This window comes from Pseudomonas sp. CFBP 13719, assembly GCF_014842095.1.
Lineage (GTDB): Bacteria > Pseudomonadota > Gammaproteobacteria > Pseudomonadales > Pseudomonadaceae > Aquipseudomonas.
This window is the reverse complement of record NZ_JACYVB010000003.1, coordinates 516,385-533,329: the sequence shown is the minus strand read 5'-3', so window position 1 is coordinate 533,329 and position 16,945 is coordinate 516,385. Positions and strand designations below refer to the sequence as shown.

Genomic DNA, 16,945 nt, shown 5'->3' with positions numbered 1-16,945 from the left:
CACCCGCACAATGGTCGATCATTCAATGCAGTCCCCAGGTCCCCGTAAATCGCGTCGCTGGCTGTACGGCCTGTTGATGGTGGTGGTTGTCGCCGTGTTGTGCTGGTGGTTCTGGCCGACCAAGAAAACTCCGGAAAATGGCGCCGCCTCCGCACCTGCCAGCGCCGGGCGCAACGCAAGCGCTCCGCGGCCCGGCTTCGGTGGCTCGGCCGAGCCCACCCCGGTGCGTGTCGCCGAGGTGATCACCGGCGACTTCCCGGTGTATTACAAAGCTTTGGGTACGGTGACAGCGACCAATACCGTGAATGTGCGCAGCCGTGTCGCAGGCGAACTGATCAAGGTCAACTTCCAGGAAGGGCAGCGAGTCAAGGCCGGCGACCTGCTGGCCGAAATCGACCCGCGCAGCTATGAAATCGCCCTGCAGCAAGCCCAAGGCACGCTGGCGCAGAACCAGGCACAGCTGAAGAACGCGCAGATCGACCTGCAGCGTTACAAGGGCCTGTTCGCCGAAGACAGCATTGCCCGCCAGACCCTGGACACCCAGCAGGCATTGGTGGGCCAATACCAGGGGACGATCCAGACCAACCAGGCGGCGGTCAACGACGCCAAGCTCAACCTGGACTTCACCCGCATCCGCGCGCCCATTGCCGGCCGTCTGGGCTTGCGCCAGCTGGACATAGGCAACCTGGTGGCCGCCAACGACACCAATGCGCTGGTGGTGATCACTCAGGTGCAGCCGATCACCGTGGCCTTCACCCTTCCTGAAAGCCAGCTCACCCCGGTGCTGGCGCGCTATCGCAGCGGCGCGAAACTGGCAGTGGAGGCCTGGGACCGAGGCGACACGCGCAAACAGGCTACCGGTGTGCTCGGCAGCCTGGACAACCAGATCGACACCACCACCGGGACGCTGAAGTTCAAGGCCCGTTTCGAGAACCAGGACGAAGCCCTGTTCCCCAACCAGTTCGTCAACGTGCGGTTGCTGTCCGATACCCTCAAGGGCGTGGTACTGGCGCCCTCGGCGGCCGTTCAATACGGCGTCGACGGCACCTTCGTCTATGCCATGGATGGCAACGACAAGGTCAAGATCCGTCAGCTCAAAGTGGGCGCCACCGATGGCACCAACACCGTAGTGGAACAAGGCCTGGCGCAAGGCGACCGGGTGGTGCTCGAAGGCACCGACCGCCTGCGCGACGGTAGCCGTGTCGAAGTGGTCGATGACAGCGCCAAGGTGCCGACCTCGCCCGGGCAGCATCTGCAGGGCCAGGATGGCGCCGCCGTTCCCGGTGCGACCGGCAAGACCGGCGCATGAACATCTCGCGGCTGTTCATCCTGCGCCCTGTCGCAACGACGCTGACCATGCTCGCCATCGTTCTGGCAGGCGTGCTTGCCTATCGCTTGCTGCCAGTGTCGGCCCTGCCGCAGGTCGATTACCCGACGATCCGGGTCATGACGCTCTATCCCGGCGCCAGCCCGCAGGTGATGACCAGCGCGGTCACCGCGCCGCTCGAACGCCAGTTCGGGCAGATGCCCGGCCTGACTCAGATGGCCTCGACCAGCTCGGGCGGCGCGTCGGTGCTGACCCTGCGCTTCAGCCTGGAAATCAACATGGACGTCGCCGAGCAGCAGGTGCAGGCGGCAATCAATGCGGCGAGCAACCTGTTGCCGTCCGACCTGCCGGCGCCGCCGGTGTACAACAAGGTCAACCCGGCTGACACCCCGGTGCTGACCATTGCCATCAGCTCCAAGACCATGCCGCTGCCCAAGCTCAACGATCTGGTCGATACGCGCATGGCGCAGAAGATCGCCCAGATCAGCGGCGTGGGCATGGTCAGCATCGCCGGAGGGCAGCGCCAAGCGGTGCGCATCAAGGTCAACCCTGAAGCGCTGGCGGCTAATGGCCTGAACCTGTCCGACGTGCGCACCTTGATCGGCGCCTCCAACGTCAATCAGCCAAAGGGTAACTTCGATGGCCCCACGCGCGTGTCGATGCTCGACGCCAACGACCAACTGCGTTCCCCCGAGGAATACGCCAATCTGATCCTCGCGTACAACAACGGCGGTCCGCTGCGCCTGCGCGACGTCGCGCAGATCGTCGATGGCGCCGAGAACGAGCGGCTGGCCGCCTGGGCCAATCAGAACCAGGCCGTATTGCTCAACATCCAGCGCCAGCCGGGCGCCAACGTCATCGACGTGGTGGACCGGATCAAGGCACTGCTGCCAACGATCACCGACACCATGCCGGCCGGGCTCGACGTCACGGTGCTGACCGACCGCACCCAGACCATCCGCGCCTCGGTCACCGACGTGCAGCACGAACTGCTCATTGCCATCGCGCTGGTGGTGATGGTCACCTTCCTGTTCCTGCGTCGCTTCAGTGCCACCCTGATTCCGTCCATCGCCGTGCCGCTGTCGCTGGTGGGCACCTTCGGCGTGATGTACCTGGCCGGGTTCTCCATCAACAACCTGACGCTGATGGCGCTGACCGTGGCCACCGGCTTCGTGGTCGACGACGCTATCGTCATGCTGGAAAACATATCGCGCCACATCGAAGAAGGCGAGACGCCGATGCAGGCCGCGCTCAAGGGCGCGCGGCAGATCAGCTTCACCCTGTTGTCGCTGACGTTCTCGTTGATCGCGGTGCTGATCCCGCTGCTGTTCATGGCCGATGTGGTGGGGCGCCTGTTCCGCGAATTCGCCATTACCCTGGCAGTGGCCATCCTCATCTCCCTGGTGGTCTCGCTGACCCTGACGCCGATGATGTGCGCGCGCCTGCTCAAGCGCGAACCGAAGGAAGAGGAACAGGGCCGCTTCTACAAGGCCAGCGGTGCCTGGATCGACTGGTTGATCGCGCGCTACGCGGGCGGCCTGCGCTGGGTCCTGCGCCACCAGCCGCTGACCCTGCTGGTGGCGGTGGCCACCCTGGGCCTGACGGTGCTGCTGTACCTGGTGGTGCCCAAGGGGTTTTTCCCGGTGCAGGACACTGGGGTCATCCAGGGCATTTCCGAAGCCCCGCAATCCATTTCCTTCCAGGCCATGAGCGAACGCCAGCAAGCCCTGGCCAAGATCATCCTGCAGGATCCAGCCGTCTCCAGCCTGTCTTCCTACATCGGCGTGGACGGCGACAACGCCACGCTCAACAGCGGCCGGCTGCTGATCAACCTCAAACCCCATGGCGAGCGCGACCTCACGGCCAGTCAGATCATCGCGCGCCTGCAGCCGGAGGTCGACAAACTGCTGGGCATGCGTCTGTTCATGCAGCCCGTGCAGGACCTGACCATCGAAGACCGGGTCAGCCGCACCCAGTACCAGTTCAGCCTGTCGTCGCCGGACGCCGATCTGCTCGCCATCTGGAGCGCACGCCTGGTGGACGCCCTGAAGCAGCGCCCCGAGCTCACCGATGTGGCCAGCGACCTGCAGGACAAAGGCTTGCAGGTGTACCTGGTGATCGACCGCGATGCCGCCAAGCGGGTCGGAGTGGACGTCGCCGATATCACCGATGCGCTGTACGACGCCTTCGGCCAACGGCAGATCTCCACCATCTACACCCAGTCCAGCCAATACCGAGTGGTGCTGCAGGCCACCGATGCCAGCACTTTGGGGCCGCAGGCGCTGGAGCAGATCTACGTCAAGGCCAGTGTCAACGGCACCGGTACCACCAACCAGACCGCCGACAGCGACACCACGGCGACCAGCGGCACCCAGGTGCGTCTGTCCAGCCTGGCGCACATCGAGCAGCGTCAGGCACAGCTGGCGATCGCGCACATCGGTCAGTTTCCGGCGGTGATGATGTCGTTCAATCTGGCCGAGGGCGTGGCCCTGGGCAAGGCGGTCGACGTGATCGAGCAGGTGCAGCGCGACATCGGCATGCCACTGGGCGTGCAGACCCAGTTCCAGGGTGCAGCGGAGGCCTTCCAGGCGTCGCTGCAGAGCACCTTGCTGCTGGTACTGGCGGCCATCGTCACCATGTACATCGTGCTGGGTGTGCTCTACGAGAGCTACATCCACCCCATCACGATTCTTTCGACCCTGCCTTCGGCGGCGGTGGGGGCCCTGCTGGCGTTGCTCATCAGCGGCAACGACCTGGGCATGATCGCCATCATCGGCATCATCCTGTTGATCGGCATCGTCAAGAAAAACGCGATCATGATGATCGACTTCGCCCTGGAAGCCGAACGCAATCAGGGCCTGGATCCGGAAACCGCGATCTATCAGGCCGCGCTGCTGCGTTTCCGACCGATTCTGATGACGACGATGGCCGCGCTGTTCGGTGCGGTACCGCTGATGCTGGCCAGCGGCTCGGGTGCGGAGCTGCGTCAGCCACTGGGGCTGGTGATGGTCGGCGGGCTGCTGGTCAGTCAGGTGTTGACGCTGTTCACCACCCCGGTCATTTACCTTTACTTCGACCGTCTGGGGCGGCGTTGGGGTCGCCAGCCGGCCGTCGTGGAACAGGCTGAATCATGAACCTGTCCGGACCTTTCATCCGTCGCCCGGTGGCGACCTTCCTGATGAGCGTGGCGATCATGCTGCTGGGCGGGGTCAGCTTCAGCCTGCTGCCGGTGTCGCCGCTGCCCAGCATGGACTTTCCGGTCATCGTGGTCTCGGCCAACCTGTCCGGTGCCAGCCCCGAGGTCATGGCCTCGACCGTGGCCACGCCCCTGGAACGCTCGTTCGGCGCCATCCCGGGCGTGACCACCATGAGCAGCCGGTCGAGCCAGGGCTCGACCCGGGTCATTCTCCAGTTCGACCTCGACCGCGACATCAACGGTGCGGCCCGTGAAGTGCAGGCGGCGATCAACGCGTCGCGCAACCTGTTGCCCAGCGGCATGCGCAGCATGCCGACCTACAAGAAGATCAACCCTTCGCAAGCCCCGGTCATGGTCCTGTCGCTGACCTCCAATGTACTGGAGAAGGGCAAGCTCTATGACCTGGCCTCGACCATCCTGTCGCAAAGCCTGTCCCAGGTGCCTGGGGTAGGGGAAGTGCAGATCGGCGGCAGTTCGCTGCCCGCAGTGCGCATCGAGCTCGAACCGCAGTTGCTCAACCAGTACAACGTTTCTCTCGATGACGTGCGCACGGCCATCGACGGCACCAATGTGCGCCGACCCATCGGTTTCGTCGAGGACGGCGAGCGGCAGTGGCAGGTGCAGGCCAACGATCAACTGGACAAGGCCGACGACTACAAGCCGCTGATCATTCGCTACCAGGACGGATCGGTGCTGCGCCTGAGCAATGTGGCCAAGGTCACCGATGGTGTGGAAGATCGCTACAACAGTGGGTTCTACAACGACAACTCGGCCGTGCTGCTGGTGATCAACCGCCAGGCTGGCGCCAACATCATCCAGACCGTCAGCCAGATCAAGGAACAGCTGCCTGCCCTGGAAGCGCTGTTGCCGGAAAGCGTCGAGCTGAACATCGCCATGGATCGTTCGCCGGTGATCACTGCCACCCTGCACGAGGCCGAGATGACGCTGCTCATCGCCGTGGTGCTGGTGGTATTGGTGGTGTTTCTGTTTCTGGGCAATTTTCGCGCCTCGCTGATTCCCACCCTGGCCGTTCCGGTGTCGCTGGTCGGCACGTTCGCGATCATGTACCTGTGGGGTTTCTCGCTCAACAACCTGTCGTTGATGGCGCTGATCCTGGCAACCGGGCTGGTGGTGGACGATGCCATCGTGGTGCTCGAGAACATTTCCCGGCACATCGACGACGGCGTGCCGCCGCTGCGCGCAGCCTACCTGGGCACTCAGGAAGTGGGCTTCACCCTGCTGTCGATGAACGTCTCGCTGGTGGCGGTGTTCCTCTCGATCCTGTTCATCGGCGGCATCATCGAGAGCCTGTTCCGCGAGTTCTCGATCACCCTGGCCGTGGCCATCGTGGTTTCGCTGTTCGTTTCTCTGACTCTGACCCCCATGCTCTGTGCGCGCTGGCTGAAGCCGCACCGGCCCGAACACGACAACCGCCTGCAACGCCTGAGCAACCGCATCAATCAGCGCATGGTCGCCGGCTACGACCGCAGCCTGGGCTGGGTCCTGCGTCATCGTCGACTGACCCTGCTCAGCCTGTTGCTGACCATCATCGGCAACGTGGCACTTTACGTGGTGGTGCCCAAGACCTTCATGCCGCAACAGGATACCGGCCAGTTGATCGGCTTCGTGCGTGGCGACGACGGCCTGTCGTTCTCGGTCATGCAGCCGAAGATGGAAACCTATCGCCGCGCGCTGCTTGCCGACCCTGCGGTCGACAGCGTGGCCGGTTTCATTGGCGGCAACAACGGCAGCAACAACGCGACCATTCTGGTTCGCCTTAAGCCGATCGAAGTGCGCAAGATCAACGCGCAGCAGGTCATCGAACGGCTGCGCAAGGAACTGCCCAAGGTGCCCGGCGGCCGCCTGATGCTGATGGCCGACCAGGACCTGCAGTTCGGCGGCGCACGCGAGCAGAGCACCTCGCAGTATTCGTACATCATCCAGAGCGGTGATCTGTCGGCCTTGCGCACCTGGTACCCGAAAATCGTCGCGGCCTTCCGCGCACTGCCGGAACTGACCGCCATCGATGCGCGCGAAGGGCGTGGCGCCGCGCAGGTGACGCTGATCGTCGACCGCGACAAGGCCAAGCGCCTGGGCATCGACATGAGTACTGTGACCTCAGTGCTCAACAACGCCTACAGCCAGCGGCAGATTTCCACCATCTACGACAGCCTCAACCAGTACAAGGTGGTGATGGAAATCAACCCCAGGTACGCCCAGGACCCGATCACCCTGGAGCAGGTGCAGGTGATCACCATGGACAACAAGCGCGTACCCCTGTCGAGCATCGCCCACTACGAAAACAGCCTGGCCGACGACAGTGTCAGCCATGAAGGGCAGTTCGCCTCGGAAAGCATCTCCTTCGACCTGGTCAACGGGGTGACCCTGGACGTCGCCACGCCGTTGATCGAGCGGGCCCTGGTGCGAGTCGGCCTGCCCGAAGACATCATCGTCAAGGTCGCCGGCACCGGCGATGCCTTCGCGGCGGCGCAGAAGAGCCAGCCGTTCATGATTCTCGGCGCGCTGGTCGCGGTCTATCTGGTGCTCGGCATTCTGTACGAAAGCTACATTCATCCGCTGACCATCTTGTCGACCTTGCCCTCGGCGGGGGTGGGCGCGCTTTTGAGCATCTACCTCACCGGTGGCCAGTTCAGCCTGATCTCGCTGCTGGGCCTGTTCCTGTTGATCGGCGTGGTGAAGAAGAACGCCATCATGATGATCGACCTGGCGCTGCAGCTCGAGCGCAACGAGGGGCTGGGCCCGGCCGAGTCGATCCGCCGCGCGTGCCTGCTGCGCCTGCGCCCCATCCTCATGACGACCATGGCGGCCATTCTCGGCGCACTGCCATTGATGTTCAGCACCGCCGCCGGTGCCGAGATGCGCCGGCCGCTGGGCCTGACCATCATCGGCGGCCTGGTGTTCAGCCAGATCCTCACGCTTTACACCACTCCGGTGGTCTACCTCTATCTGGACCGCCTGCGCCACCGCTTCAACACGTGGCGCGGCGTGCGTACCGATGCCGCTCTGGACACTCCGCTATGACCGATTCCGTTTTTCCGCGCGTCTCGCGCCTTGCCAGTGTGGCGCTGTGCAGCCTGATGCTGGGTGCCTGCACCCTGGGCCCGGACTACCAACGCCCCACGATCGCCACGCCGGTGGCATTCAAGCAGGCCGATGGCTGGCGTCAGGCCAACCCCAGCGATGCCCTGGCGCGCGGCGCCTGGTGGGAACTGTACGGTGACCGCCAGCTCGATGCGCTGGTGGTCAGGCTCAACCGTTCCAACCAGACCGTTGCCCAGTACGAAGCGCAATACCGGCAGGCCCAGGCGCTGGTCCGCAGCACCCGCGGCGCGCTGTTTCCCACCTTCGATCTGAGCGCCGGCAAGACCCGCTCCAGCCAGGGCACCGGCAGCAGCGGTTCGAGCCTGAGCCAATCCAGCAGTGGTATCCGCGACACCTACAACACGCAGCTGGGCGTGAGCTGGGAAGCCGACATCTGGGGCAAACTGCGCCGCGGGCTGGAAGCCGACCGCGCCAGCGCCCAGGCCAGCCTGGCGGATCTGGCGGTGATGCGCCTGAGCCTGCAGTCGGAACTGGTGCAGAACTACCTGCAGTTGCGCGTGATCGATGAGCAGAAGCGCCTGCTCGAGGCGACAGTGCAGGCGTATCAGCGCTCGCTCGACCTGACCCAGAATCAATACCGCGCGGGTATTTCCGGCAAGGATGCGGTGTTCCTCGCGCAAACCCAGCTGAAATCGACCCAGGCCGACCTGATCGATCTGGTCTGGCAGCGGGCGCAGCTGGAGAACGCAATCGCCGTGCTGATCGGCATGGCGCCCTCTGAATTCAGCCTGGCCGCCAGTACCGACATTCCGCCGTTGCCGGCCATTCCCCTGGCGTTGCCGTCGCAACTGCTGGAGCGACGTCCCGACATTGCCGCCGCCGAGCGCTCGGTGATGGCCGCCAATGCGGAGATCGGCGTGGCCAAGACGGCCTATTTTCCCGACCTGACCCTGAGTCTGGCGGGCGGCTACAGCAGCAGCAGTTTCAGCAATTGGGTATCGTTGCCCAACCGCTTCTGGTCGGTCGGCCCGCAGTTGGCGATGACCCTGTTCGACGGCGGGCAGCGGGCGGCCGAAGTGGACCGCAGCGAGGCGGCCTATGACCAGACCGTCGCGCAGTACCGGCAGACGGTGCTCGATGGCTTTCGCGAAGTGGAAGACTACATGAGCCAGTTGAAAGTGTTCGATGAAGAGGCCTCGGTGCGCAACGAAGCGCTGCAGGCGGCGCGAGAGTCGTTGCGACTGACATCCAACCAATACAAAGCCGGGCTGATTGGCTATCTTGATGTAGTCAACGTGCAGGCCACGGCGTTGAGCAACGAACGCAGCGTATTGACGTTGATGCAGAGTCGGCTGGTCGCCAGCGTGCAGTTGATCGCGGCGCTGGGCGGCGGCTGGCAGGAACCGGCACAATAGCTGCTCGCAACGCGATCGCCTGTAGCTGCGGCGCAAGCCGCGTCAATGGTTGACGCTTTCCGTCGGATTCACCGCACCGTGCGTGACGCGGCTTGCGCCGCTGCTACAGGATGGCTGCGCAGTGTCACGTTACCCTTTGAAACCTCGCACGGCCTTGTCGAGATATCGATGCTAATTGGTACTTATTCTTCCGCTCTTGTCGTCGTATCGCTGTGTGTCGCCATCCTGGCGTCGTACACCGCGCTTGATCTGGTCGGACGTATCGCCACGGCGCAGGGCCGGGCTGTCTATCTATGGATGAGCGGCGGGGCGCTGGCCATGGGCATCGGCGTGTGGTCGATGCATTTCATCGGCATGCTCGCTTTCGAACTGCCGATCCAGCTGGGCTATGACCTCGGCCTCACGGCTGCTTCGCTGCTCATCGCGGTGCTCAGTTCAGGCTTTGCCTTGTGGCTGGTCAGCCAGCCGCAGCTGCCGGGGCCGCAACTGGCCGTTGGTGCCTTGATCATGGGCGCCGGTATCAGCAGCATGCACTACACCGGCATGGCCGCGCTGCAGATGCAGCCAGGCATCGTCTACGACCCTGCGCTGTTCGTCGCGTCGCTGGCGATTGCCGCCGGCGCTTCCGGCGCGGCGTTGTGGATCGCCTTCCGTCTGCGCCGCAACCGTCCGAACGTGCGCCTGGCCCGGGCCGGGGCGTCGGTAGTAATGGGCATCGCCATCGTCGGCATGCACTACACCGGCATGGCTGCGGCTGAATTCCCGGCGGGCAGCGTCTGCGGCGGTGCCCTGAACGGCCTGACCGGCGACGGCCTCGACTATTTGGTGCTGGTGACCACCCTGGCGGTGTTGGGCATGACCCTGCTGACTTCGGTACTCGACGCGCGCATGGAGTCGCGTACTTCGGCACTGGCCAACTCACTGACCCTGGCGAACCAGGAACTGACTCAGTTGGCCTTGCACGACAACCTGACCGGGCTGCCCAACCGCATACTGCTGGCCGACCGCATTGGCCAGGCGATCAGCCAGGTCGATGCCGTCGGCGGCTACCTGGCAGTGATGTTCATCGATCTGGATGGCTTCAAGCCCGTCAACGACGCCTTCGGCCATCACATGGGCGACCAGTTGCTGCGCGCCGTGGGCTCGCGCCTGCGTGGCAGCCTGCATGGCCAGGATACCCTGGCGCGGATTGGCGGCGACGAGTTCGTATTGCTGGTGAGCCTGGAAGAACCGGCCTATGCCAAGGGTATCGCCGCGCAGCAGGTGCATCTTATCGGCCAGTCGTTCGAGGTGGCAGGGCACACATTGCAGATTTCGGCGAGCATCGGTATTGCCCTGTACCCAGGCAACGGAGTCGATCAGAACGAGTTGCTGATGAATGCCGACGCGGCCATGTACCACGCCAAGAGCATCGGCAAGAACGGCTACAGTTTCTTCGAAAGCTCGATGAACACCAATGCCCGCAAGCAACTGCAGCTGCTGCAGGAACTGCGCATGGCGCTCACCGAGCAGCAGTTGCGCCTGTTCTACCAGCCAAAGTTCGATGCCCGCAGCGGCGAGCCGATCGGCGCCGAGGCGCTGCTGCGCTGGCAACACCCACGAATGGGGCTGCTGGCGCCTGCCGCCTTCATCGACCTTGCGGAGAAAACCGGGCTGATCATCGACATCGGCAGCTGGGTGCTCGACGAGGCCTGTCGGCAGATGCGCGAGTGGGTCGATCAGGGCTTTGGGCACTGGCGCATCGCGGTCAATCTTTCCGCCTTGCAGTTCGGCCATGCCGGTCTGGTGCGCGGCGTGGCCAGCACCCTGGATCGGCACGGGCTCGACGCGGCCAACCTGACTCTGGAAATCACCGAGACCACGGCGATGAGCGACGCCGATGCCAGCATGAACGTGCTGCAGCAGCTCTCCGACATGGGGGTCGATCTGTCCATCGACGATTTCGGCACGGGTTATTCGAGCCTCATGTATCTCAAGCGGCTGCCGGCCAACGAGCTGAAGATCGACCGTGGGTTCGTCCGTGACCTGGAGCAGGACAGCGACGACGCCGCCATCGTGTCGGCGATCGTTGCCCTGGGTCAGGCGTTGGGCCTGCGGATCGTGGCCGAGGGGGTCGAGACCAGCAATCAACAGCAGTTTCTGACACGCTTGGGGTGTGATTCCCTGCAGGGTTATCTGCTGGGCCATCCGCTTCCGGCCGAGCGTTTCATGCACGACATTCAGGCGTCCAGGCATATCAAGAGCGCCAGCCGCGCCTGAATCCGGTCTTTGGAGGTTACGGATTTCATGGAAAAAGTCATTGTCATCACAGGCGGCAGTCGAGGCATCGGTGCTGCGACAGCGCTGCTTGCGGCCAGCCAGGGCTATCGTGTCTGCATCAATTATCGCAGCGACGACGCAGCCGCTCAGGATGTGCTGCAGCAAGTGCGGGCGCTGGGCGTGCAGGCCATCGCAGTGCGTGCCGACGTCAGTCGTGAAGATGGCGTGTTCCGTTTGTTCAGCCAGGTGGATGCCGAGTTGGGCCGCGTCACTGCGCTGGTCAACAACGCGGCCACCAATGGGCCCAAGGCGCGGCTGGACGAGATGTCCGAGCAGCGCCTGCTTGGCGTAATGACGACCAACGTGCTGGGCCCCATGTTATGCGCCAAGCATGCGGTAGGGCGGATGTCGCGGCGGCATGGCGGCCAGGGTGGGGTGATCGTCAACGTGTCTTCGATCGCCGCTCGGTTGGGGTCCGCAGACGAGTACATCGACTACGCGGCGTCCAAGGGGGCCATCGACAGTTTCACCGTCGGATTGGCCAAAGAAGTGGCCGGGGAGGGCATACGGGTCAACGCGGTTCGCCCCGGGATGATTTTCACCGACTTCCATGCCCTGTGCGGCGAGCCCGGACGGGTCACCCGCAAGGAAGGTGCCGTGCCCATGGGCCGCGGTGGCCAGCCGGATGAAATCGCCCAGGCAATCATGTGGTTGGCGAGCGACCAGGCCAGCTACACCACCGGCGCCCTGCTGGATGTCGGCGGCGGCTTGTAAGCCCCCCTTGTAGGAGCGGTCATCGGCCGCGAAGGGACTGGCACCGTGCACCTGGCACACCGCGGCGCCTGGTTCGCGGTCACAGACCGCTCCTACAGGGATTGCGCTTACCCCTCCTGTAGGAGCGGTCATCGGCCGCGAAAATGCTGGCGCCGTGTACCTGACACACCGCAGCGCCTGCTTCGCGGCCACGGACCGCTCCTACGGAGATTGCGCTTACCCCTCCTGTAGGAGCGGTCATCGGCCGCGAAAAGGCTGGCGCCGTGTAGCTGACACACCGCAGCGCCTGGTTCGCGGCCACGGACCGCTCCTACGGACATTGCGCTTACCCCTCCTGTAGGAACGGTCATCGGCCGCGAAGGGGTTGGCACCGTGCACCTGACACACCGCAGCGCCTGGTTCGCGGCCGCGGACCGCTCCTACGGAGATTGCGCTGGAGCGGTCATCGCGGTGGCCTGGAAGGACGCAAGGGGGATTGCGACACAAAGATTTGCCGTAAACGTCAGGGCCGTTCGCGGGGCTTGCCATTAGATAGCCATAAGCTCGAAGATGTACGCCGTTGGTTTTCTGGCATGGAGCGTCTATGAGTTCCGATTCCCCGACCTTTGCCGCGCTTGGCAAGGGCTCCACGCCCATGCTCGAGGCAGCATCGCTGGAAGCGATTCTGCAGCAGGCCCGTGAATGGCCACACAGCACTGCGTGGGCGTGGTACCGGGCGGGCGAACAGCTGCATCTCGAAGGCCAGGGCGACCTGCAGCGACACTGGCCTCTGGTGCTGGCCAACCATGAGCTGCAGCGCTTCTGCGAAAGCTGCGGCCTCCAGCTATGGCCCACCGGACATGGCGAAGCGGTACTTGGCTGGCTGATGGCCCCTGTGCACGTCTCCCATGATGGCGCCCTGGCCGATCTGGCTGCCGCCATTGGCCTCCAGGTGCAGACCGACGCTCTGGCCCGCGCGCAGATCACTCAACGCGTGCTCTACGAAATCACCTACCTGGCCAGCTCCACTCGCGATCGCGGGATTTTTCTGGTCGGTGTACACAAGCTCCTGGCGACCCTGATCGATGCCGAGAATTTCTACCTGGCGCTCTACGACGCGCAAAGCGGCAAGATCACCTATCCCTATTACGTGGACGTCATTGACGTCGAGGCGCTGGAAGCCGAGAACTACGAGTACCTGACTCCCGAGCATCTGTCCCTGACCGGCCAGGTACTGACCAGCGGCCAGCCCCTGCTGATCGACGCCAAGGGTATCGCCCTGGCGGGCCGGCAGGGGCGTTTTCATTGCGTAGGGCACATCCCCGAATTCTGGATGGGTTCGCCGCTCAAGAACGCCCGCGACGAAGTGTTCGGCATGATCGCCATGCAGGTCTACGACGTCCAGCGGGCGTACAGTGCAGAAGACCGGGCGCTGTTCCTGGTCGTCGCCCGGCACGTTGCCATGGCACTGGACCGTATCCTGCATCGGGCCGACCTGGAGGAAACGGTGTCGCGCCGTACCCAGGAATTGTCCCAGCTCAACGCCGCCCTGCGCCTGGAAGTCTCCGAGCGCAAGCGCGCCGAGCACCTGCAGGTCGCGCTGTTCCAGATTGCCGAGCTGTCGAGCAAGCCGGGCGAAATCGACGGCCTGTATCACAGCCTGCACGTGATCGTCGGCGACTTGCTGTATGCACGCAACTTCTACATTGCGATCTTCGACGGTGACAGCGGCGAAGTCAGCTTTCCCTACTACGTCGATGAACAGCTCGCCGGTCGCCCGCAGCCGCGCCGCGGTCGGCGTGGCCTGACCGAGTTCGTGATTCGCCAGCGCTGCGCCTGCCTGATCGATTTCGACGCCGCGACGCGCCTGATGATCCAGGGTGAAATCGAAGACAGCCGCGAGCCGATCCGCTCGCAATCCTGGCTCGGCGTTCCGCTGTTCGACGATGACCGTGTGCGCGGCGTACTGGTGGTGCAGAGCTACGCCAGCGATGTGCACTACACCCTGCGCGACCAGGACCTGCTGACGTTCGTCTCGCGCCACATCGACACCGCGCTGTCGCGACGCAGCGCCGCCGAGGCCATCTATGAAGCGAACCTGCGGCTGGAAGCCCGGGTCCAGAGTCGAACCCGCGAGCTTGACCATGCCAACGCCAAGCTGCAGTACGAAAATGCCCACGATGCACTGACTGGGCTGCCCAATCGCATTCACCTGCAACAGCGTCTGGCCCAGGCTTGGGACCAGTACTGCACCGATGGCCGCGAACTGGTGGTGATGTTCATCGACCTGGACCGCTTCAAGATGGTCAACGACAGTTTTGGCCACCACTTCGGCGACCAGTTGCTCAGGGAAGCCGGCGCTCGTCTGCGCGGCTGCCTGCGTGAGCACGACCTGCTGGCCCGCCTGGGTGGCGACGAGTTCGCCGTGCTGGCGCCGGATTCGAACCTGGAAGCTGCGGTGGAGATGGCCGAGCGCATTCTGGTGGCGTTCGATCGGCCTTTTTTCATCAATGCCCACGAAGTGTTTTCCTCGTGCAGCATCGGCATCGTCGGCGCCGACAGTCAGTTCCACAGCGAGCCGGCCGATCTGCTGCGGGACGCCGACAAGGCGATGTACCGGGTGAAGAATGCCGGTCGCGACAGCTACGCGGTATTCAACCAGGCGTTGCGCCGCGAAGTCTCCGACCAGGTCGAGCAGGAGGGCGCCCTGCGCAACGCGCTCAAGCGCAGCGATGAACTGTTACCGTATTTCCAGCCCATCGTCGATGTCCAGACCGGTGAGGTGCAGGCGCTGGAGGCGTTGATTCGCTGGCACCAGCCGGACGGCCGCATCGTCGCCCCAGGGCACTTCCTTCCCGCTCTCGAAGGCCTGCGGCTGATCGGTCGTCTCGACCTCTACATGCTGACGTGTGTGGCCGAGATTCTTGCCCAGCCCGCGCATGCACACTGGCCCCCCGTGCATGTGAACTGCTCCAGCTACAGCATCACCCGCAGCGGGTTTGCCGACGAAGTGCTGGCCGTGCTCGCGCGCCATCAGGTAGCCGCCTCGCGGATCTGCCTGGAGCTGACCGAGGGCGCGCTGGTGGCCGAGCCGGCCATGGCACAGCGGACCATGCAACAGTTGGCCGAACACGGCATGAGCGTTGTGCTTGATGACTTCGGTGCAGGTTTCTCGTCCCTCAGCTACGTTCACCAATACCAATTCAACGGCTTGAAGATCGACAAGTCGTTCATCCTCGAATTGACCAGCAGCGCCCGCAGCCGGGCCATCGTCCGGGCCATCGTGCGCATGGCCGAATCGCTGGGTTTGACGGTCGTCGCCGAAGGGGTAGAGGACCTTGCCACCTTGCATTTGTTGCGCGAGATGGGCGCTTCCCAAGCCCAGGGCTATTACTTCGCCCGGCCCGCAGCGCTGCAGGACCTCGATCTGGCGGCGTGTCGCGGCGTTGCGGCGGTGTCGTAGCGGCCGGGTGCCTCGCATGACGTATGATCGGCGAAATCGTTTTTGAGAAAACAGCCATGACCGATGTTGTTTCCAGGCACGCCGACGTAGTGATCGTCGGTGGCGGCTTGAGCGGGACCCTGCTGGCAGTGCAGTTGCTCAGACAACCTCGCGCACAGAGGATCGTCATCATCGAGCCGCGCCCTGAACTGGGCCGCGGCGAGGCCTACAGTGCCACCGAGTTGGGGCATACCCTCAATGGCAACGCGGCTCGCATGAGCGTCGACCCCGACAACGCCGACGACTTGACTGAATGGCTCACTCAGTTCATCGACAACGGCGGTTGGCCGCAGTCGGCCGAGCAGGCCCTGCCGGTGGCCGAGCTGTTCCCGCCGCGTGGCATCTTTGGACTTTATGCCCAGCAACGTCTGGCCGAGGCGCGTGCCGTGGGTGCGCGATACGGTTCCACCGCAGCGCATGTTCGCGCGCAGGCGATCGATCTGCAGACCCACGGCGAGCAGGTCGAGATCACCCTGGATAACGGGCAAACGTGCTACGGGCGGCAGGCGGTGCTCGCCACGGGCATGTTTCCCGCCGCGCGCACCGCCTTGAAAGTGCCAGGCGGGCTGAACGCTGCGGCTGTCGATCCGTGGGACGTGCAGGCCATGCGTGGCCTCGATCGCCAAGCCCGAGTGCTGATCATCGGCTCGGGACTGACCATGGTCGATGCCATCGTCTCGCTCGACCAGGCCGGCCATCGCGGGCCTATCACGGTGATTTCGCGGCACGGCTTGTGGCCTCATGTTCGTCGTCAGCCGCCGAGTTGGCCGGATTTCCTGGCGACCGCCGACCACTTGCGAAGCCCCCGTCAGCTCATGGCCGAGGTGCGCAGGCAATGCCGTCAGGCGTTGCAGCAAGGTGTCGACTGGCAGGCGCCGCTGGACACGGTGCGCGTGCATATAGCGCGGCTCTGGAGCCAGGCCAGCGAGCGCCAGAAGCGCCAGTTCGTGCGCCATGTGCGGCCCTGGTGGGAGAGCCACCACCATCGGTCGCCGCCGCCCAGCGACGCGCTGTTGCAGAGGCTGATCAGCGAGGGCCGGCTTACGCTGCAGGCAGCCTGCTACCAACGCGCTGAAGGCACGACCCTGACGATCCGCCGCCGAGGCGAGTCGGCATCGGTGCAACTGCGCGGTGATGCGTTGATCAATTCCAGTGGCATCGAGTATGACTGGCGTCGAGTCGACGAGCCGTTGCCGCGCCAGCTTCTGGCGCGTGGCCTGATCCGGCCGGGACCTCTGGCCTTGGGTATACAGGCTGACGTCGACGGGGCTGTGGTCGACACCCAGGGCCATGTCGCCGAACGACTGTTTGCCATGGGCCCGCCGTTGCGCGGCATGTGGTGGGAAAGTACCGCAGTCACCGACGTCGCTGCCCAGGCCAAACGCCTGGCGATGACATTGCTGAGCCGCTGCTGAACCAGCGCTGCACAG

Annotated in this window: 8 protein-coding genes; all 8 read left to right on the top strand. The window is 64.3% G+C overall.

Going from position 1 to position 16,945, the window contains the following annotated elements; all coding sequences use genetic code 11:
• The first annotated feature begins 10 nt into the window (after positions 1-10).
• The 8 genes from IFT57_RS12725 (at position 11) to IFT57_RS12690 (ending at position 16,930) form a co-directional block, all read left to right on the top strand.
• The gene (locus IFT57_RS12725) at positions 11-1,309 is read left to right on the top strand and encodes an MdtA/MuxA family multidrug efflux RND transporter periplasmic adaptor subunit (protein WP_192151623.1); all 1,299 of its coding nucleotides are present in this window, start codon (positions 11-13) and stop codon (positions 1,307-1,309) included.
• Positions 1,306-4,461 carry an MdtB/MuxB family multidrug efflux RND transporter permease subunit gene (locus IFT57_RS12720; protein ID WP_192151622.1) on the top strand — a complete coding sequence of 1,052 codons (3,156 nt, stop codon included), beginning with the start codon at positions 1,306-1,308 and terminating at the stop codon, positions 4,459-4,461. The genes IFT57_RS12725 and IFT57_RS12720 overlap by 4 nt, the downstream gene beginning before the upstream one ends.
• Complete coding sequence (locus IFT57_RS12715; RefSeq protein WP_192151621.1) at positions 4,458-7,565, top strand: efflux RND transporter permease subunit; 3,108 nt, start codon at positions 4,458-4,460, stop codon at positions 7,563-7,565. The genes IFT57_RS12720 and IFT57_RS12715 overlap by 4 nt, the downstream gene beginning before the upstream one ends.
• On the top strand, positions 7,562-9,001 hold the full coding sequence (locus tag IFT57_RS12710; protein ID WP_192151620.1) for an efflux transporter outer membrane subunit: 1,440 nt from the start codon (positions 7,562-7,564) through the stop codon (positions 8,999-9,001). Before IFT57_RS12715 ends, IFT57_RS12710 begins: the two co-directional genes overlap by 4 nt.
• Positions 9,002-9,169: 168 nt before the next feature.
• Positions 9,170-11,260, top strand: coding sequence for a putative bifunctional diguanylate cyclase/phosphodiesterase (locus IFT57_RS12705; RefSeq protein WP_192151619.1), 2,091 nt, complete (start codon positions 9,170-9,172; stop codon positions 11,258-11,260).
• A 27-nt stretch (positions 11,261-11,287) separates the two neighbouring features.
• Positions 11,288-12,034, top strand: a complete 747-nt coding sequence (locus IFT57_RS12700; RefSeq protein WP_192151618.1) for an SDR family oxidoreductase — start codon at positions 11,288-11,290, stop codon at positions 12,032-12,034.
• A gap of 634 nt (positions 12,035-12,668) precedes the next feature.
• Positions 12,669-15,476, top strand: a complete 2,808-nt coding sequence (locus IFT57_RS12695; RefSeq protein ID WP_244657336.1) for a bifunctional diguanylate cyclase/phosphodiesterase — start codon at positions 12,669-12,671, stop codon at positions 15,474-15,476.
• A 56-nt stretch (positions 15,477-15,532) separates the two neighbouring features.
• Positions 15,533-16,930, top strand: a complete 1,398-nt coding sequence (locus IFT57_RS12690) for an FAD/NAD(P)-binding protein (RefSeq protein ID WP_192151617.1) — start codon at positions 15,533-15,535, stop codon at positions 16,928-16,930.
• Positions 16,931-16,945 lie beyond the last annotated feature (15 nt).

Bases quoted from the DNA above. Each gene is read 5' to 3' on its own strand.
- IFT57_RS12710 (WP_192151620.1), top strand. From the start codon at position 7,562: ATGACCGATTCCGTTTTTCCGCGCGTCTCGCGCCTTGCCAGTGTGGCG.
- IFT57_RS12715 (WP_192151621.1), top strand. From the start codon at position 4,458: ATGAACCTGTCCGGACCTTTCATCCGTCGCCCGGTGGCGACCTTCCTG.
- IFT57_RS12690 (WP_192151617.1), top strand. From the start codon at position 15,533: ATGACCGATGTTGTTTCCAGGCACGCCGACGTAGTGATCGTCGGTGGC.
- IFT57_RS12720 (WP_192151622.1), top strand. From the start codon at position 1,306: ATGAACATCTCGCGGCTGTTCATCCTGCGCCCTGTCGCAACGACGCTG.
- IFT57_RS12700 (WP_192151618.1), top strand. From the start codon at position 11,288: ATGGAAAAAGTCATTGTCATCACAGGCGGCAGTCGAGGCATCGGTGCT.
- IFT57_RS12705 (WP_192151619.1), top strand. From the start codon at position 9,170: ATGCTAATTGGTACTTATTCTTCCGCTCTTGTCGTCGTATCGCTGTGT.
- IFT57_RS12695 (WP_244657336.1), top strand. From the start codon at position 12,669: ATGCTCGAGGCAGCATCGCTGGAAGCGATTCTGCAGCAGGCCCGTGAA.
- IFT57_RS12725 (WP_192151623.1), top strand. From the start codon at position 11: ATGGTCGATCATTCAATGCAGTCCCCAGGTCCCCGTAAATCGCGTCGC.